Consider the following 17114-nt stretch of genomic DNA (forward strand, 5'->3'; position numbering starts at 1 on the left):
AGCCGGAAGAGATAGATATTACCTCAACTCCCTTACCAAGAGCCAAAACCAGTTGGAAGTCTCCGAATAAATCTCTACTTTTGTACTCCATAACAAAGAATATATTTAGATATGATGCTCTATAAACTCATCCCTCCCTCAACGGTAACAACAGCTATCCAGTTGCCGGCTTCTAAAAGTATCAGTAATCGTGCATTAATCATCAATGCATTGGGTAAAGGAATGTATGCTCCTGAAAACCTGTCTGATTGTGACGATACACAAGTGATGATAAAGGCTCTCACCGAAGGGAAAGGGACGATTGACATCATGGCTGCGGGCACTGCTATGCGTTTCCTTACCGCCTATTTAAGTGTAACTCCGGGAGAACGGACCATCACAGGAACAGCACGTATGCAGCAACGTCCGATACAGATATTAGTCAATGCTCTTCGGGAGTTAGGAGCTGAAATAGAGTATACCCACAATGAAGGGTATCCTCCTCTATGTATCAAAGGGGCAGAGCTGAAAGGAAACGAAATAACACTGAAAGGAAATGTCAGTTCCCAATATATATCTGCTTTACTGATGATAGGTCCGGTACTCAAAGACGGTTTGACGTTGCATTTGAGCGGGGAGATTATTTCCCGTCCATATATTAATCTTACATTGCAACTGATGCAGGACTTTGGAGCCAAAGCCGCATGGACTTCTCCAAGCAGTATTTCCGTTGCTCCACAACTCTACCAGAGTATTCCTTTCAAAGTGGAAAGTGACTGGAGTGCGGCTTCCTATTGGTATCAGATTGCTGCCTTGTCTCCCAAAGCAGAAATAGAATTATTAGGGTTGTTCCGTAACAGTTATCAGGGTGATAGTCGGGGAGCAGAAGTTTTTTCACGCCTAGGTATAACTACCGAATTTACATCGCAAGGTGTGAAACTGAAAAAAACAGGCAAAGCACCGGAAAGGCTGGAAGAGGACTTTGTCGATATTCCGGACTTGGCACAGACGTTTGTCGTTACTTGTGCCTTGCTGAATATTCCTTTCCGTTTCACAGGACTACAAAGTCTGAAAATAAAAGAAACTGATCGTATTGCCGCATTGCGCACCGAGCTTAAAAAGTTGGGATATGTTATTGAAGAAGAAAATGACAGCATATTAATGTGGAATGGCAAACGATGTGAACCGGAGGAAATTCCGGTGATTGACACCTACGAAGATCATCGTATGGCAATGGCATTTGCTCCGGCAGTTATCTGTCATCCTAATTTGCTTATTGCCGATCCGCAGGTGGTCACCAAATCATATCCCGGATATTGGGAGGATTTGAAGCAGGCCGGATTTCAGGTGATAAACGAAGGATAATCTCCGGACATTGTGGAAGATTTCAATAAATATACTTCCCATATCAACTACTCCCCTATTGTAGATTTCGTATTGCAACAGGGGAAGCAGACCTATTATAAGAAAGGAGAATACTTTTCCCGTCAAGGAGAAATATGTAAAACAATGGGGTTCGTCAGTTCCGGTTCTTTCCGGTACTGTTGTACTAACAGTGCAGGCGAAAACAGCATCGTAGGATATACTTTCGATCATTCTTTTGTTGGCAACTATCCGGCTTTTCAATTACAGGACAAATCCAATGTAGATATACAGGCTTTATGTGACTGCTCGGTATACGTAATCAATTACCAGCAAATGACAGAATTCTATGATACCAACGACGCTCACCAAAAGTTGGGACGCCGCATTGCAGAAACTTTGCTATGGGAGGTCTACGACCGGATGATTTCAATGTACAGCCTAACACCGGAGGAACGCTATCTCGAAATTATCAACCGTTGTCCCGACTTACTGAAACTGATTACTTTAAAAGAACTGGCTTCTTACCTTCTTATTCGTCCTGAAACATTAAGCCGTATCCGAAGAAAAGTCGTACAAAAGTAAATTCTTGATTTCAATCAAGAGTTTATTTATTCCCTACCCCTACTTTTGCGGACAAATAAAGTATACAGTATTTCATGAAGAAAATTATAATTATAGGTGCAACCTCTGGCATCGGCCGTGGATTAGCAGAAATTTATTCTCAAGAAGATTTCCTTATCGGCATTTCCGGCCGTAGAGAAAATCTATTGAAAGAGGTATGTGCCCGTGACGAAGACAAACTATTCTATCAAGTGTGTGACATCACCGACACGCAATCCACTATTTCATCCCTTGAGACACTCATTCAAAAAATGGGTGGAATGGATATACTGATTATCTGTGCCGGTACCGGAGAACTAAACCCTGAACTATCCTATCAACTGGAAGAACCCACCTTACTAACTAACGTGATAGGATTCACCAACATCGTAGACTGGGGATTCCGATATTTCGAACGGCAAAAAAGCGGGCATCTGGTTACTATTTCCTCTGTTGGAGGTACGCGTGGAAGTGGCATCGCTCCCGCCTACAACGCGTCGAAAGCCTATCAAATCAACTATATGGAAGGACTACGGCAGAAAGCTACCAAATCTCACTATCCTATTTATACTACCGATATTCGTCCCGGATTTGTAGATACTGCCATGGCAAAAGGAGAAGGATTGTTCTGGGTTACTCCTGTTGATAAGGCTGTGAGGCAAATAAAAAAGGCTATTTCTAAAAAGAAAAAAGTAGCTTTTATCTCTAAAAGATGGAAATATGTGGCCATTCTATTTCGTCTTTTGCCATCTGCTATTTATTGCCGGATGTAAAGTTCTTCTTATTCGCCGTCTCTCCTATTTAAGAAAGAAACTTCCGTAAATTCTACCATTGGGAAACAAAGATTATCTACACAAATTCGCTATCTTTGCAAAGATAGTCTGTCAACAGGCCAATAAAGGATTATAATTACCCCACTGGCTGATTGATACTATCCAAATAAAAACGAGAGCATATATGAATACTGATTTCATAAACTTAACAGCAGAAAATCTTTCCAATGAGCATTTATGCTGCATTATCCGTAGCAAAAAATCTCATCCGGGCATTGAAGCAAAACGGCAATGGCTTTCCGACCGACTGAAGGAAGGTCATGTTTTTAGAAAGTTAAATGCAAAAGCTACGGTCTTTATTGAATATGCTCCTCTTGAAAAAGCCTGGGTTCCGATAATGGGAGGCAACTACTATTACCTCTACTGCTTATGGGTTTTAGGCAGTCCCAGAGGAAACGGGTATGGAAGTTCGTTGATGGAGTACTGTATAGCTGATGCTAAAGAAAAAGGTAAATCCGGCATTTGTATGCTTGGAGCAAAAAAACAGAAGAATTGGCTTTCAGACCAATCATTTGCAAAGAAGTTCGGCTTTGAGGTGGTTGACACTACCAATAATGGATATGAATTGCTTGCTCTTTCTTTTGATGGGACAACCCCGAAATTCACTCCAAATGCTAAAAGGCTAAAAATAGAAAGCGAAGAACTGACTGTTTATTATGATATACAATGCCCTTATATCTATCAATACATTGAAATGATTAAACAGTATTGCGAAACAAATAATGTTCCTGTTTCTTTCATTCAAGTGGACACATTAGAAAAAGCAAAGCAATTGCCTTGTGTTTTCAACAACTTCGCCCTGTTTTATAAAGGAGTTTTTGAAACTGTGAATCTGCCAAATATCGACTACTTGAAAAGAATACTCAAAAAATAAAAATACAATCCTGACTTTTCCCGTTCATTATCAGGATTGTATTTTATCTGTTTCCTTAAAATGACTTCTCATTCGCCATCTTCCACATATTGAGAAAAGATGCTTTGGTAATTTCCACTATTTTATCCCAATTCAATCGATCTGCATGATCGGAAGGCTGGTGATAGTCAGGATGCCCGTCAGTATGATACCAAATGATCGGAATATTGACTTTGGCAAACGAACCGTTATCACTTCCTCCTATCGGATGATCCCAAGCGCGATAATCCGGTTCCAGCTGTAAGCCGTGTTTTTTGATATCCTCTTTCAGCCAATCACCAAAAGCCGGATGAGCGGCTGTATAGAAATAGACAACATGTTTAGGCTGTTGAGGTTTGTTATTACGACCAATCATGTCGAAGTTCAAATATCCTTTTATTTGAGACAGGAAAGGACAGGTTTGCACAAAATATTTAGAGCCTAGCAATCCTTTTTCTTCTCCATCCCAAAAAGCAAAGATTACATTCCTTTCGGGTTGCTGTCCACTGGCAAGAAAGGCTCTCGCTATCTGCAACACAGCCGATACACCGGAAGCATTATCATCAGCACCGTTGTATATTTGATCGCCGTCGAGTGCAGGATCGATGCCTAAATGATCGAAATGAGCCCCTACAATCACATATTCTTTCGTGTTTTTACCAGGAATCATTCCCAATACATTCCTCATAGAGAGCTTCTGATGGACTTCCTGTTTCAGTTTGGCAATGGAATCAGGATGTACTTCCAAGCGCCCTTTTTTCTGGCGTTCTTTGCGATAAGCATCAAAAGGCTGGAAATAGCTGTCAGTCAGAGGTGGGATTCCCATCCATTGCAATAAAGAGGCAATATACTCCGAGGTCACACGTGAACCGTGAAAACCTGCCTCACGACCTTGCAACTCATCGCCTGCCAGAAAATTGATAGCAGCCTCGGCGGAGGAACGATTGATCGTATTTAACCCTCTCTCAATAGGAGATTGGGCAAAAGCAATGTTTCCAACAAACAGGAATGCTAATAGTAAATAATTTCTCCTCATTATACTTCAAATATCTTAAGTCGTTTTTCATTTATTGATAAGGCAAAGTTCAATTCACCCGCCAATGTTTATTCTGTAGTATAGTCTCGTTACAATCTGCCGCTCCCGGATTATTCTTGTACATAATCACGCATTTATCATAATAAGCGGGATACCCTGTAATATCCGGCAAAGTATTAAATATATTATTAAGTTGATCTTTATCCAATTTGTTATAACGGCAATCAAGTTTTCTCAATTCATTATTCATTGGGATAGACAAACTTTTTAATTGATTGTTATAACAATCCAAATACCACAGTTTTTTATTACCAGATGTATCAAGGTCTGTCAATTTGTTAGAGCTACAATATAATTCAGTCAATGACATCAACTTGTTCAAAAAGTCCAGTTTTCGAAATACACATCCTTCAATATGCAATACACTAATCATATTATCATCATCTACTTCCAAAGCCGACAACTGCGGTGTACCGGTTAACTCTACCGTATGTAATGCTGGTAACTTTTTCAATGAAAGTGAAGTTATTCCATTATCTATACAATACAACGAGGTCAAAAATTCACAATGCCCAAATTTGATTGAAGTCAGTTTCGGATTAGTGTATACCTGTACCGTTTTCAGATTCAGACACTCATCAAAATGTAATTCTTCCAAACCCTCCCAATTTCCAATATTCATATATTCCAAATTAGGGCAGGAAGTATTCAAATCTAAGAAACTGCTTTCTTTTATACTATTTAATTCAATCCTCTTCATCCTGGGAAAATCCCCCAAATGCATATTACTTACCGGCATCAACACACCACTAACACTGAAAGCTGTCAATTCCTCTGCCCAAACCCTTACCGTGAAACTCCTTGAAGGCTTATACCTGTATTGAATCGAAGCATTATCGGGATGTTCGATTTTTTGTAATCGTCCATCACCCCATTCGATAGCAATTCGTCCACCACCTGCATTCATTTCTATCACCTTCCATTCACCGCTAGCATCTACCGTGAATTGAATAGTATTTGCATCTGTCAATTCAGGAATCTCGAAGTCGTCGCCAAACACACTTTTGTCTTCACTGGAACAGGAAGAGAATCCTAATAACAAGCATACTCCTATCAAGCTAAATAACAGTTTCTTTTGTTTCATCATGTATGAACTTTAGGTTAGTAAGATACAAAAGTAAGAAAAGAAATAGATAGCCTAACATGATAGAATGCAAATTTATAAGTAACTTTGCACAAATTTGATTCGTAATTGTTATATTGGTATGTGGATACTCATTATAAGTCTGGTACTGCTGGGGGTTATCGCGCTGATAGCCGGAATCATCCGCAACAAAAGACTACAAAAGAAAATAGAAAAAGGCGAACTGGATCGTATGCCGGAAGTGAAGGAAGTAGATGTGGAATGCTGCGGACAACATGAAGTATGCGAACGGGATAGCTTGTTGGCCGCTGTCAGCAAAAAGATAGAATATTACGATGATGAAGAGCTGGACCAGTTCATTGGCAGACCTGGAAATGCATATACGGAAGAAGAGACAGATATGTTTCGGGATGTACTGTATACAACATTGGATATAGAAGTGGCCGGATGGGTACGTAGTCTTCAACTCCGTGGCATCGAACTGCCGGATGATCTCAAAGACGAGGTCTTTCTGATTATCGGAGAAAGAAGAAATGGAGAAATAAAAAAGACGGACGACAGGTGATGGATTTACTACAATATACATTCTTCCAACACGCTTTGTTGGGTAGTCTGCTGGCAAGCATTGCCTGTGGGATTATCGGTACATACATCGTTACCCGCCGCCTGGTATTTATCAGTGGAGGAATCACTCATGCTTCTTTTGGCGGTATTGGGTTAGGATTGTTTGCCGGAATTTCCCCAATACTCTCGGCGGCTGTATTCTCGGTTTTATCAGCCTTCGGTGTGGAGTGGCTTAGCAGACGGAAAGATATGCGTGAAGACTCTGCCATTGCAGTATTCTGGACGTTGGGAATGGCACTCGGAATCATGTTCAGCTTTTTGTCACCCGGATTTGCACCCGACTTATCAGCTTATCTTTTCGGGAATATCCTGACCATCAATCAAATTGACTTATGGATGCTCGGCATTTTGGCACTCATACTGACCGGATTCTTTTATCTGTTTATCCGCCCTATCGTATATATTGCCTTTGACCGCGAATTTGCACGTTCACAAAAGATTCCGGTAGAGATATTCGAATACGTGTTGATGATGTTCATCGCATTGACTATTGTGGCCTGCCTGCGAATGGTAGGTATTGTGTTAGCCATATCTCTTCTCACCATTCCACAAATGACGGCTAACCTCTTCACTTATAGTTTCAAGAAAATCATCTGGTTGTCCATCGGCATCGGCTTCTTGGGATGCTTGGGCGGATTGTTTATTTCTTATCATTGGAAAGTTCCCTCGGGAGCTTCAATCATATTCTTCTCTATCCTGATTTACGCTGTCTGCAAAATCGGAAAGAGTTGTTGCAGAAAAAAGTCATCATAATAGATATAGTATATGGAAATCAAAATTCAATCACTGGAAAGTATCCATGAAGCAGCCCGGGAATTCATCGCTGCTATGGGCGACAACACTGTATTTGCTTTATACGGAAAGATGGGTGCCGGTAAAACTACATTTGTGAAAGCACTCTGCGAAGAATTGGGTGTAGCGGATGTCATCAGTTCTCCCACTTTTGCCATTGTCAACGAATACCGTTCGGACGAAACCGGGGAGTTAATCTATCACTTCGATTTTTACCGCATCAAGAAACTAAGTGAAGTGTACGACATGGGATACGAAGATTATTTCTACAGTGGCGCTCTCTGCTTTATCGAATGGCCGGAACTGGTGGAAGAATTACTGCCGGGTGACGCCGTAAAAGTAACGATTGAAGAATTGGAAGACGGAAGTAGAGTGATTAAACTATGACCGGGCAATATATCGTACAAGGAATCTTTGCGCTGGCAGGAACTGTCTCCCTGCTGGCGTCATTGCTTAACTGGGACTGGTTCTTTACAACACGTAATGCGCAAACCATTGTCAGAAATGTAGGACGCAACCGGGCACGACTCTTCTATGGGATATTAGGGATTATCATTATCGGCATGGCTATATTCTTTTTTATAGAAACACGAAAAGCCATAGGATTATAAGTTCGATGAAAAAATAAACAAGAAGAAAAAGTCAGACTATTATTGATATTCATATTACAATAGTTGTCGTGACTTCATTTCCAGATACTTATTAATCACATCAATTGAAAGGTTATCCGGCGTGGTTAATAAGGAATAAATTCCATGTTGTTTCAAAGTAGATACAATCAGCCTCTTTTCATAAGCGAACTTTTCTGCGATCACATGACGATAGTAACTTTCCGTATCTTTTGCGGGTTGAGCGATATATTCTTTCAGATCGACATCTTCGAAAAAGACTACGAGCAAACGATGCTGGCGGTTTAATTGTTTCAGATAAGATAATTGACGGTTCATACCTCCTATACTTGAGAAGTTTGTGTATAGTACTAACAAGCTACGTTTGCTGACATGCTTGTTCAAATGAACACAAAGAGCCGAGAAATCCGTCTCTCCGAAAGTGGTTTGCTGACTATAAAGATTCTCCAGCAAGGTTTGCATATATCCCGGTTGCTTGGAAGCAGGAACAAAAGAATCGAAGTGCTCATCAAAAGTCACTAAGCCGGCTTTATCTTCTTTCCGCATGGCAACATACGATAATACCAGCGAAGCATTAATCGCATAATCCAACAGAGTCATTCCCCGGAAAGCTTGCTGCATCACTCGACCTTTATCTATCACATTATAAATCTGCTGAGAACGTTCGTCCTGATATACATTCACCATAAGTCCATGTCGGCGGGCGCTTGCTTTCCAGTTAATCGTGCGGTAATCATCACCTTTTACATACTCTTTGATCTGCTCAAACTCCGTATGATGTCCTACCCGGCGAATACGCTTTATTCCCAATTCAGTCAGATTATCACTTATTGCCAACAATTCATATTGATGGAGCATCAGATATGACGGGTACACTTTAATATCCAGAGGTTCCGCACAAGTATAACGTCGGGATATAAAGCCGATTTTTCCGGTCACAAAAACTCTGATATGCCCGAAAGAGTAAACACCACGATGAGTAGGGCGAAGACGATAGTTAACTGTTTTTCCCTCGTTTGCTCCAAGCTTCACATGAAAGTCAACATCACGTTTCTGAAAGATAAAAGGAATCTCATCTATGATCTCTAAAGATACAGGATGCGAATAATTACTTTCCACCCGGATACTCACTTCATTTTCGTCACCATTGGAGAAGCGGTCGGCACACTGACGGAAAGCACGGATTCCACGAATGCGATAAAGAGAATATGCATCTGCCAGTACCACCAGAAGCAGGACAAAAAGAGTCCACTGCCCGATGACAAAGAACGGAGCAAAGACGTATCCGCTACCCAATAACAGGATAACTACGACAAGGGCAATATAGAAACGACGAGTTAAAAACAACTTATCAATTATTTAGGAACTTCCACTTTATCAATCAAACGCTGTGTCACTTTCACCGGAGAATAACCTTCCATTTCAGCTTCCGCAGTCAGGATCAGGCGGTGCTGAAGTACATAGGGAGCTACAAACTTAATATCTTCCGGCGTCACAAAATCACGTCCCTGCAAAAGGGCATAAGCTTTCGACGATTGCAGCATAGCTACAGATGCACGTGGAGAGGCTCCCAAGTATACGGCTTTACTGGTACGGGTCTGCTGCACAATCAATGCGATGTATTGAAGCAACGTTCGATCTACAAACACCTGATTCATGAAAGCACGGAGCGACAGCACTTCTTCTTTGGTAATGGCGGGAGTGATATCATCCAACTTCACCAATGCAGCATTCGTATGATGACGTTCCAGAATGTTCACTTCTTCCTCTAATGAGGGATAATCCATTGTTATCTTCATCAGGAAACGGTCGAGCTGTGCTTCGGGAAGTTTGTATGTTCCTTCCTGCTCTACCGGATTCTGGGTAGCCAGAATCGTATAAAGATCTCCCATCCGGTGAGTAGTTCCGTCAATACTGATCTGACGTTCTTCCATTACCTCAAACAGGGCGGCCTGTGTCTTGGCAGGAGCACGGTTGATTTCATCCACCAATACAATATCTGCAAAAATCGGTCCCTGATGAAAATCAAAGCCATTGGTATTCATATTAAACACCGTCGTACCTAACACATCACTCGGCATTAAGTCCGGAGTAAACTGGATACGACTGAAATCGGCATCAATCAGACGAGCAGTCAAACGGGCCAACAGTGTCTTCGCAACGCCCGGAACACCTTCTATCAATACGTGCCCATTCGCCAGAATAGCCGTCAGTACCAAATCGACAGTCTGCTCCTGTCCTACTATGACGGAAGCAATCCGGTCTTTCAACTCTTGTATCTTCTCGGAAAAGAGAGTTAAATCCACTCGCTGTTCTGTATTCTCTTCCATAAATTTCTTCTTTAGATATGATTGATTATTTCATTCATTTTATCAATATACACTTTCATCTGATCTGCATCAATCGTACGTCCTCCATAAATCACCGGACGCACTTCGCGGATCAGTTTCGCAATCTCTTGTATATCCATTCCTGTTTTCCGGGCAATTCTGTTGAAAGAGCGTTCATCATCTTCAACTTCTTCAATATCTACCTGAATCTCCCTCCGAAGTTCTTCGGCCAAATAGGAAAACTTCTTTCGAACCAAATCCGCATGATCTTTCTTTTGAAAGTAAAGCGTACCTATCAGTTCGGTAAATTCAAGAGATTTATTGGCCGGCTCCTGAATAACAGGGATAGCCCGTTGCCGCCTCTTCGCTGTGAATATCATGAAGAGTATGATGGTAATCATTGTCAGATATAAAGCCCAACGAAGCGGCTGGTGTGCCAGAAGATAGCGGAAAGGTGATTGCTGCACCTGTGCCGTCTCCTTCATGTATCCCTCTGTACGAACTATGGGCAGCTTTCCCATCTGCGACAACAAACGGAAAATATAGGTTGCATTCTTACCATCCAATATACCGTAATTAGTGAAAATCAACGGAGTGGAAACTAAAATAACCTCTCCTTTACCCCACTGACGGGACATTGCAACAGGCATATAAGTAACACTATCTGTTACCAATGAGTCCGCCTCGGTTTCGTATTTAAATTCATTCGACTCAAGGACTTTTTGTCCAGTACCCTTTCAGGAAGCGAATCTCCCCAGAAATAAGAAGAGCACAACTGGGGATAAAAATAAAAAGTCTGACGGGGATAAACCGCCGAATCTCCCACCCAGCACAGACTGTCTTTTAACAAGAATGAAGTTGCATATTTCTTCAAAGCCATCGGACTGAAGTAGGAATAATAAGACCTGAAGCTCAAAGTATCTTCCATATATCTACCAAACAAGGTACTCACCAGCATGATCTTATCTCCGCGTTCCGCCATTTTCAACAGAGCGTTTACATCAACATCCGACAATCGCAAATTATCAGAGATTACCAATATCCCTCTGCGCTGCGTCGTATCTTCCTGCTCCAACTGATAGAGACTTTTTTTCGAAAAGGTGTAGCCCTGTGGCAAAGAAGAAGCCAACAGACTATCGAATATCGCGCATCCAAAAGGTTGCTCATCATAATGTCCGAAAGTGGGCTTCCACACAAAGTTCTTCGGCAAATGATATTCTATTGCAAACATGATGAATAGAAAGGCAACAATAAAGATAATAAACCAACGGCTTCCTTTCATGAGACGCCTCCTTTCTCTATTTCTCCCTGTAGAGACTGCATAGTTCGGAAGAGTTCTTCCGTCGCCTCAAAGTTACCATAACGTACCCGTAAGAAATGATTGGTCAGTTGCCGGAAAGCCGGCATCCGTACTTCATTGATATATTGGGTAGGTGTTTTATAAAGTTGCCAGTCAATACGTTCTGCATCACTAAGTTGTTTCAAAGTTTGCAAATAAAGCAAACGTACCGCTTCCCGGTAATCCTGACGGGAAAGTGCCTCTGTAATACCTCCCGGAAAATCCACACCGTAAATTGTATCCTCTTCAATCGTATAAGGCAATGCATTCTTACGAGAGACCATAAACAATTCGGGACGTTTCCGGTAGACGAACCAAACAATCAATAGCAAAATAAGAATGGCAATACATATCAGGATAAGCCCTGAATACTCTTCAGCAAAACGACTGCCGAATATCTTACGCATCAATTCCCCAAACTGCCTGCTGATCCACTCAAAGACATTCATCTCCGGAGTAATCAATTCACGGTTATAGTTGTATGCCGGATCAGACTGCCAAAGGGCAATCTGCGCCGTATCACAGACTAATGTATCAGCCGGGGAAGTGAGATTCATCTAGTTGAGGTATGTTTTAGAGTTTATCAAAATTATCAATATCGCTTTCTACCGTTATGCTGTCTACCACTTCCGATGCATGACCGTACTGATAAACCAGACCGACAATACTGAATATAGCCGACAAGTAAGAACCATACAACATCAGGATAGAGAACAAATATTGTGCGAAGTTCAGTCCGACCGATGAAGAGGTTGCACCTCCGTCACTCATAGTAAAAATCATTTTCACAATATAGATCACATACCATGGTATAGAAACAATTGTCTGCAATACGCTGGCAATGAGTCCCATTACAAATAATATCAGAAAAATTCCGCCCCAGGTTGCGAATCCTAACCGGAATGTCTTTGCAAATGCCTCGCTCAACGAAATATCTTCAAATAAGTAGATGGGAGACATTAATACCAAAGGTATCATAAATGCGAATAAAAGCGGAATGGTTAGAATGAGCGTGAAAGGTGTTAACACAGCCAATAGAACAACAAGGATCACCGCAAAGAAGAACAAGAAGCCACAAGCAATCCCCATCAGGAACAGCCTCTTGACATTACGGAGCAGCAACGGTTTTATATCGCTAAATACAATTCCGTTCAGGCGTTCTTCCCGTTCATTGTACAATCGCACCATCGCATAAATCAGGGAAGTCAGCAGCAAACCTCCCAAGCATGAGAAGAAGATCACTCCCGCATAATTCAATGCAAATGAAGGTCCCAGGGCAGCCAACGGATTCTCACCTATTCCTCCTGAAGTCTGCATGGCACTAAGATCTGTCATACTTCCCATTAAACCACTAAAGTTAGCAGCCTGAATTAAGCATATAGGGAGTATCAGATAAGTTGAATACTTAAACAATTGTTTCCAATTCTCTTTTATAAAATCAAAAGAAGCGTTCAACTTCTCACCGAAAGGACGTTTCACATACATCGCAATCTTAGGTTTCTGTGATTCCATGTTTTTTTCTATTTGGTAAATAAATATAGTAGAATATAATAAATGCCAGAGAAGTGAGTATCACACCGAGCCTCAACATATCGGGAAGTTCTGTATGACGGGTAATAAAACCTTCTATAAAGCCTGCCATAATGAATACCGGAACAGTACCGATCACAATTTTCAAGCCTCGCTTCGCTCCTCTTCTGAAAGATTCCAGTCGTGAATACGTGCCGGGAAACAACCAACCGTTACCTAAAGCTAATCCGGCGGCACCGGCCACGATGATCGCCCAAATCTCAAGCGTCCCGTGTAGCCAGATGGCAAGACTGGACTCCCATAACAAATCTTGCTGATAAAAAAATGTTTGAAAAGCTCCTACCATGATACCATTGGAAAGAAGCATATATCCTGTGCCGAAACTAGTCAGCAACCCCATGGCAAAACAGTTGAAAGATACCATCACGTTATTAAGCGTAATGCCTAGAAACATCGGTACTTCAGAAGAGCCGTTATACACGGCCATGGGCTCACCATTGGCTATATTGTCGAGTGTCATATCTACATAACCGTTTCCTAATATCAGCCGGACAAAATCCGGATCATTCGCTGCTGATAATACACCGATTAATGCACTGGCTACAAAAATCAGAAAGGAAGTCAGTAATTCGCGGCGTGCATCGTGCATGGTTCGTGGCACTTCTTGTGTCCAAAAGGTTATAATGCGTGTCCACTTCTCTCGTTTATTCCGGTAAATCTCGTTATGTAATGCCGAAGCCAGATTATTCAGATAAATAGTAATACGGGAAGTCGGGAAATGTGTTTGAGCAAATGCCAGGTCAGCTGTCAAGTCCGTATATGCATCGGCCAGTTGATCGGGAGACAGACTCGCCGCCCGCTCTACAACCTTCTCTGTCTCCTTCCATTTTTCAATGTTCCGACGAATAAACGTTACTTCTTTCATGCTTTTCAATAGATTTCGGATAAGTTTTGTTCGAAACCGGAAGCAAAAATAAGAGAATTATGATATATTTGCAACGGAATCCTAAAAATGTTTAACCTGAAATGGCAGAATCTACGATAATAACCGGACAATTCGTTCGTATCAGCCAAACGCCAGCCAGTATCGGCGAACGACTGATGGCTTTAATCATCGATTATTTTCTGATCGGACTTTACATCTTGTCCACTGCCACTCTCTTATCCGAATTAAGTTTACCGTCAGGATTCAGTTTATTCTTTTTCCTGTGCATCGTTTATTTGCCGATTCTCGGTTATTCTTTTCTTTGCGAGATGTTCAATCACGGACAGAGTTTTGGAAAGAAACTCATCAATATCCGTGTTGTAAAAGTGGACGGTTCCACTCCCAGCATAGGATCTTATCTGTTACGATGGATTCTTTTCCCGATCGACGGTCCTATCACAAGTGGCCTGGGACTTCTGGTCATTTTACTGAATAAAAACAATCAACGGCTAGGAGATCTTGCTGCCGGTACGATGGTGATTAAAGAGAAAAACTATCGTAAGATTCATGTCAGCCTGGATGAATTCGATTATCTTACCCAGAATTATCATCCGGTATATCCGCAATCGGCTGATTTATCACTCGAACAAGTGAATGTAATTACCCGAACACTGGAATCCAGTGAGAAAGACCGGGCAAGACGTGTCACGGCACTTGCTAAGAAAGTACAGGAATTGCTTTCCGTTACTCCTCGTGACGGTAATCAGGAAAAATTTCTTCAGACTGTACTTCGCGATTATCAGTATTATGCATTGGAAGAAATATAACTAGAATACGCTGTTTCAGACTATTCAGGCAAGGGAGTATTCTCACCATAGTGAGAATTAATTCTCATTGTAATGAGTATTTTTTCTCATCGCAGTGAGAACTTTTTCTCATAGGCATAAGAATGTTTGAGAAAAAGCCAGCACAAAAAAGGGGCATACTCACAACAGAGTACACCCCTTTTCTTAATTTTATCTACAATGAGACCGGACGTCGTTTTAGTCCACTTGTCCCAGAGAGTTTCCGTATTCCATCTCTCCCTGAACCACAAAGAGGACTTCTTCAGGATCATATTCTCCTACTTCATCCTTTTTGGCTTCTTTTACAATGTAAGCCACAACCTCTTCCAAATCGATGTTGACATAACCATCTTCATCGGGCTGAGCGTCGAGAATGCCACTTTCAGAGTAATACTCGTCGATTAAATCGAGAAAATAATACAATTCGTCGTCCGAGAACTTCTCCTTCAGTTCTTGAGGCAGATAGTTTTTGATAAACTCGATGGTCTTTTCGTCATCGGCATCTGCTAATAAAAAATCGTCTTCCAGTCCCATGGTAATTTAAGTATTAAGTAATAGGTATTAAGTATTATCGACTATAAAAGCTTCTTTACTTTTTCCGCAAATACAGATTTAGCAACTGCACCTACCTGCTTGTCTACTATTTCACCGTTCTTGAAAAACAATACAGTAGGAATATTACGGATACCATATTCAGCAGCCATATCACCATTTTCATCTACATCGCATTTACCGATGATTACTTGTCCTTCAAACTCCGCAGCCAATTCTTCAATGATAGGAGCCACCATCTTGCAAGGGCCACACCAAGGAGCCCAAAAATCCACAACAACCGGTTTTCCTTCTGCAAGAACCTCTTTATAGTTGCTGTCTGTAATTTCTAAAGCCATTTTTTTAAGTATTAATTATTAAATGTTATTTCGTTAGCTTATTCGCGCCACAAATATAATCAATAAAATTCAATTGAAGTTATCTATTTATTGTTTTATAATATCAGTAAAGCACTTTGTGCATAGGTTGGTTCCTACTTACCTTTTGAATCTTTTTCCTTTTTAGAAGAAGCACGCAACTTAATCTCGGCATCCAACACTATCGAACGATTTGGAGATAACGGCTCCTTAATCTTCTCAATTATCAATTCAGCCACCACCTTACCCATTTGTTGTAAAGGAGGCTCAACCGTAGTCAATTGTGGATAAACAATTGTAGATAACACCGTACCAGAAAAACTAGCAATAGCAATCTCCTCCGGAATCTTCTTACCTAAATCCCGCAGTCTATTCATTGCACCAATAGCCAATGTGTCTGTGAAAGCAAAAATTGCATCAAAGGAGACTCCTTTTTCTATTAACATATCTGCCGCATTTGCTCCATCCTTGAAAGTCAACCCCGCCTTTAACATCCTATCTTTATCAAACGGAATGTTAAATTTAACCAATGCGTCTTTATATCCTCTCGCCCTCTCTACTGAATTATACACATCATCAGGTCCCTGTAAATGAACAATATGCCTATAACCTTCCCGAATCAAATGCTCAACCAAAAAAAAAGCCTTTATATAATCGTCTACAATAACCTGGGAAACATTCATTCCATATGGTATACGATCATAAAAAACCATGGGCATTTCCGCCTGTTGCAGACGTATATACTGATCCAAATTCTCCTTATAACTACAAAGACAGATAATAATTCCATCTACCATAAACCTTTCCATTGTTTGCAAATTCTCTCTTTCCTTATTTGGATCTTCATCTGATTCTGCAATAATAACCTTTATCCCATTAGCATAAAGTACACTTTGTATACCGCTTATCACTTGTGAAGCAAACGGAGTGAGCATTTCCGGAACGATAATCCCAACAGTATTCGTATGTCCATATTTCAAATTGGTAGCTACCGGATTAGGCTTATACCCTAACATTTTTGCTGTTTCCAGCACTCTTTCCTTAGTCTCTTGACGGATGTTCTTATCATTTATCAACGCACGAGATACTGTTGAAACAGACAAAGACAAATGTCGGGCTATATCTTTAATGGTAATGTGCTTCATAGCTACTTTTGTATTTTAACTTAGGGCAAAAATATGCATTTACAATGACAAATCCTAATCATTGGGAACGTTTGCAGATTTTGGGAACGTTCCCGCAATCGTTTGCAGGTAAAACGTCCTCAAAAAACAGCTTTTTATTATTCACCAAACTTATCTTTGCTTCATTAACAATAATATAGAATTAAAAAATAAAGAAAA

19 protein-coding genes and 1 pseudogene are annotated in these 17114 nt (G+C 40.9%); 9 read left to right on the forward strand and 11 right to left on the reverse strand.

Annotation, left to right across the window (positions count from 1 at the left end):
• Nucleotides 1-114 precede the first annotated feature (114 nt).
• From NQ505_RS00210 to NQ505_RS00225, 4 genes are all read left to right on the forward strand, one after another.
• Nucleotides 115-1344, forward strand: coding sequence for a 3-phosphoshikimate 1-carboxyvinyltransferase (locus NQ505_RS00210; protein WP_008998916.1), 1230 nt, complete (start codon nucleotides 115-117; stop codon nucleotides 1342-1344).
• 12 nt (nucleotides 1345-1356) lie between these two features.
• Nucleotides 1357-1926: a Crp/Fnr family transcriptional regulator gene (locus tag NQ505_RS00215; protein ID WP_008998917.1), complete on the forward strand. Its 570-nt coding sequence runs from the start codon at nucleotides 1357-1359 to the stop codon at nucleotides 1924-1926.
• Between the two features lie 74 nt (nucleotides 1927-2000).
• The gene (locus tag NQ505_RS00220) at nucleotides 2001-2717 is read left to right on the forward strand and encodes an SDR family NAD(P)-dependent oxidoreductase (RefSeq protein WP_008998918.1); all 717 of its coding nucleotides are present in this window, start codon (nucleotides 2001-2003) and stop codon (nucleotides 2715-2717) included.
• Between the two features lie 184 nt (nucleotides 2718-2901).
• A complete protein-coding gene (locus NQ505_RS00225; protein ID WP_008998919.1) occupies nucleotides 2902-3651 on the forward strand; it encodes a GNAT family N-acetyltransferase in 750 nt (249 codons plus the stop codon).
• 55 nt (nucleotides 3652-3706) lie between these two features.
• On the opposite strand, the gene NQ505_RS00230 is transcribed toward NQ505_RS00225, so the two are convergent.
• Nucleotides 3707-4705, reverse strand: a complete 999-nt coding sequence (locus NQ505_RS00230) for a M28 family metallopeptidase (RefSeq protein WP_008998920.1) — start codon at nucleotides 4703-4705, stop codon at nucleotides 3707-3709.
• A gap of 49 nt (nucleotides 4706-4754) precedes the next feature.
• Nucleotides 4755-5852 carry a leucine-rich repeat domain-containing protein gene (locus tag NQ505_RS00235; protein ID WP_157179074.1) on the reverse strand — a complete coding sequence of 366 codons (1098 nt, stop codon included), beginning with the start codon at nucleotides 5850-5852 and terminating at the stop codon, nucleotides 4755-4757.
• A 118-nt stretch (nucleotides 5853-5970) separates the two neighbouring features.
• Between NQ505_RS00235 and NQ505_RS00240 the strand changes: the two genes are divergently transcribed.
• From NQ505_RS00240 to NQ505_RS00255, 4 genes are read left to right on the forward strand one after another with little or no spacing between them, the layout of a single operon-like run.
• The gene (locus NQ505_RS00240) at nucleotides 5971-6414 is read left to right on the forward strand and encodes a hypothetical protein (RefSeq protein WP_032853499.1); all 444 of its coding nucleotides are present in this window, start codon (nucleotides 5971-5973) and stop codon (nucleotides 6412-6414) included.
• Nucleotides 6414-7226, forward strand: a complete 813-nt coding sequence (locus NQ505_RS00245; protein ID WP_007757858.1) for a metal ABC transporter permease — start codon at nucleotides 6414-6416, stop codon at nucleotides 7224-7226. Before NQ505_RS00240 ends, NQ505_RS00245 begins: the two co-directional genes overlap by 1 nt.
• Before the next feature lie 12 nt (nucleotides 7227-7238).
• Nucleotides 7239-7652, forward strand: a complete 414-nt coding sequence (gene tsaE / locus NQ505_RS00250; protein WP_008998923.1) for a tRNA (adenosine(37)-N6)-threonylcarbamoyltransferase complex ATPase subunit type 1 TsaE — start codon at nucleotides 7239-7241, stop codon at nucleotides 7650-7652.
• Nucleotides 7649-7876 (forward strand): immunity 17 family protein, encoded by a 228-nt coding sequence (locus NQ505_RS00255; protein ID WP_008998924.1) that lies wholly within the window; start codon nucleotides 7649-7651, stop codon nucleotides 7874-7876. The genes tsaE and NQ505_RS00255 overlap by 4 nt, the downstream gene beginning before the upstream one ends.
• Before the next feature lie 54 nt (nucleotides 7877-7930).
• Here NQ505_RS00255 and NQ505_RS00260 read toward each other — a convergent pair whose 3' ends face one another.
• The 6 genes and pseudogenes from NQ505_RS00260 to NQ505_RS00285 all read right to left on the reverse strand — a co-directional run bounded on the left by NQ505_RS00260 (nucleotide 7931) and on the right by NQ505_RS00285 (nucleotide 14018).
• A complete protein-coding gene (locus NQ505_RS00260) occupies nucleotides 7931-9241 on the reverse strand; it encodes a DUF58 domain-containing protein (protein ID WP_008998925.1) in 1311 nt (436 codons plus the stop codon).
• An 8-nt stretch (nucleotides 9242-9249) separates the two neighbouring features.
• Nucleotides 9250-10224 (reverse strand): AAA family ATPase, encoded by a 975-nt coding sequence (locus tag NQ505_RS00265; RefSeq protein ID WP_008998926.1) that lies wholly within the window; start codon nucleotides 10222-10224, stop codon nucleotides 9250-9252.
• Nucleotides 10225-10235: 11 nt separating this feature from the next.
• A pseudogene (locus tag NQ505_RS00270) lies at nucleotides 10236-11506 on the reverse strand (DUF4350 domain-containing protein).
• Entirely contained in the window at nucleotides 11503-12120 is a 618-nt protein-coding gene (locus NQ505_RS00275; RefSeq protein WP_008998927.1) for a DUF4129 domain-containing protein, read from the reverse strand. Before NQ505_RS00275 ends, NQ505_RS00270 begins: the two are co-directional and overlap by 4 nt.
• Before the next feature lie 16 nt (nucleotides 12121-12136).
• Nucleotides 12137-13075 (reverse strand): hypothetical protein, encoded by a 939-nt coding sequence (locus NQ505_RS00280; protein ID WP_008998928.1) that lies wholly within the window; start codon nucleotides 13073-13075, stop codon nucleotides 12137-12139.
• Nucleotides 13056-14018, reverse strand: a complete 963-nt coding sequence (locus NQ505_RS00285) for a stage II sporulation protein M (protein ID WP_008998929.1) — start codon at nucleotides 14016-14018, stop codon at nucleotides 13056-13058. Before NQ505_RS00285 ends, NQ505_RS00280 begins: the two co-directional genes overlap by 20 nt.
• Before the next feature lie 101 nt (nucleotides 14019-14119).
• On the opposite strand from NQ505_RS00285, the gene NQ505_RS00290 reads away from it, so the two are divergent.
• Nucleotides 14120-14845: an RDD family protein gene (locus NQ505_RS00290; RefSeq protein WP_008998930.1), complete on the forward strand. Its 726-nt coding sequence runs from the start codon at nucleotides 14120-14122 to the stop codon at nucleotides 14843-14845.
• A gap of 216 nt (nucleotides 14846-15061) precedes the next feature.
• On the opposite strand, the gene NQ505_RS00295 is transcribed toward NQ505_RS00290, so the two are convergent.
• The 3 genes from NQ505_RS00295 to NQ505_RS00305 form a co-directional block, all read right to left on the reverse strand.
• Entirely contained in the window at nucleotides 15062-15397 is a 336-nt protein-coding gene (locus NQ505_RS00295) for a hypothetical protein (RefSeq protein WP_004307939.1), read from the reverse strand.
• 41 nt (nucleotides 15398-15438) lie between these two features.
• Entirely contained in the window at nucleotides 15439-15753 is a 315-nt protein-coding gene (gene trxA / locus NQ505_RS00300; RefSeq protein ID WP_008998931.1) for a thioredoxin, read from the reverse strand.
• Between the two features lie 134 nt (nucleotides 15754-15887).
• On the reverse strand, nucleotides 15888-16916 hold the full coding sequence (locus NQ505_RS00305) for a LacI family DNA-binding transcriptional regulator (protein WP_008998932.1): 1029 nt from the start codon (nucleotides 16914-16916) through the stop codon (nucleotides 15888-15890).
• Nucleotides 16917-17114 lie beyond the last annotated feature (198 nt).

The sequence above is a fragment of the Bacteroides sp. D2 genome, assembly GCF_025147085.1.
In the GTDB taxonomy this organism is placed as follows: domain Bacteria; phylum Bacteroidota; class Bacteroidia; order Bacteroidales; family Bacteroidaceae; genus Bacteroides.

Bases quoted from the DNA above. Each gene is read 5' to 3' on its own strand.
- NQ505_RS00210 (WP_008998916.1), top strand. From the start codon at position 115: ATGCTCTATAAACTCATCCCTCCCTCAACGGTAACAACAGCTATCCAG.
- NQ505_RS00220 (WP_008998918.1), top strand. From the start codon at position 2,001: ATGAAGAAAATTATAATTATAGGTGCAACCTCTGGCATCGGCCGTGGA.
- NQ505_RS00225 (WP_008998919.1), top strand. From the start codon at position 2,902: ATGAATACTGATTTCATAAACTTAACAGCAGAAAATCTTTCCAATGAG.
- NQ505_RS00230 (WP_008998920.1), bottom strand. From the start codon at position 4,705: ATGAGGAGAAATTATTTACTATTAGCATTCCTGTTTGTTGGAAACATT.
- NQ505_RS00235 (WP_157179074.1), bottom strand. From the start codon at position 5,852: ATGATGAAACAAAAGAAACTGTTATTTAGCTTGATAGGAGTATGCTTG.
- NQ505_RS00240 (WP_032853499.1), top strand. From the start codon at position 5,971: ATGTGGATACTCATTATAAGTCTGGTACTGCTGGGGGTTATCGCGCTG.
- NQ505_RS00245 (WP_007757858.1), top strand. From the start codon at position 6,414: ATGGATTTACTACAATATACATTCTTCCAACACGCTTTGTTGGGTAGT.
- tsaE (WP_008998923.1), top strand. From the start codon at position 7,239: ATGGAAATCAAAATTCAATCACTGGAAAGTATCCATGAAGCAGCCCGG.
- NQ505_RS00255 (WP_008998924.1), top strand. From the start codon at position 7,649: ATGACCGGGCAATATATCGTACAAGGAATCTTTGCGCTGGCAGGAACT.
- NQ505_RS00265 (WP_008998926.1), bottom strand. From the start codon at position 10,224: ATGGAAGAGAATACAGAACAGCGAGTGGATTTAACTCTCTTTTCCGAG.
- NQ505_RS00275 (WP_008998927.1), bottom strand. From the start codon at position 12,120: ATGAATCTCACTTCCCCGGCTGATACATTAGTCTGTGATACGGCGCAG.
- NQ505_RS00280 (WP_008998928.1), bottom strand. From the start codon at position 13,075: ATGGAATCACAGAAACCTAAGATTGCGATGTATGTGAAACGTCCTTTC.
- NQ505_RS00285 (WP_008998929.1), bottom strand. From the start codon at position 14,018: ATGAAAGAAGTAACGTTTATTCGTCGGAACATTGAAAAATGGAAGGAG.
- NQ505_RS00290 (WP_008998930.1), top strand. From the start codon at position 14,120: ATGGCAGAATCTACGATAATAACCGGACAATTCGTTCGTATCAGCCAA.
- NQ505_RS00295 (WP_004307939.1), bottom strand. From the start codon at position 15,397: ATGGGACTGGAAGACGATTTTTTATTAGCAGATGCCGATGACGAAAAG.
- trxA (WP_008998931.1), bottom strand. From the start codon at position 15,753: ATGGCTTTAGAAATTACAGACAGCAACTATAAAGAGGTTCTTGCAGAA.
- NQ505_RS00305 (WP_008998932.1), bottom strand. From the start codon at position 16,916: ATGAAGCACATTACCATTAAAGATATAGCCCGACATTTGTCTTTGTCT.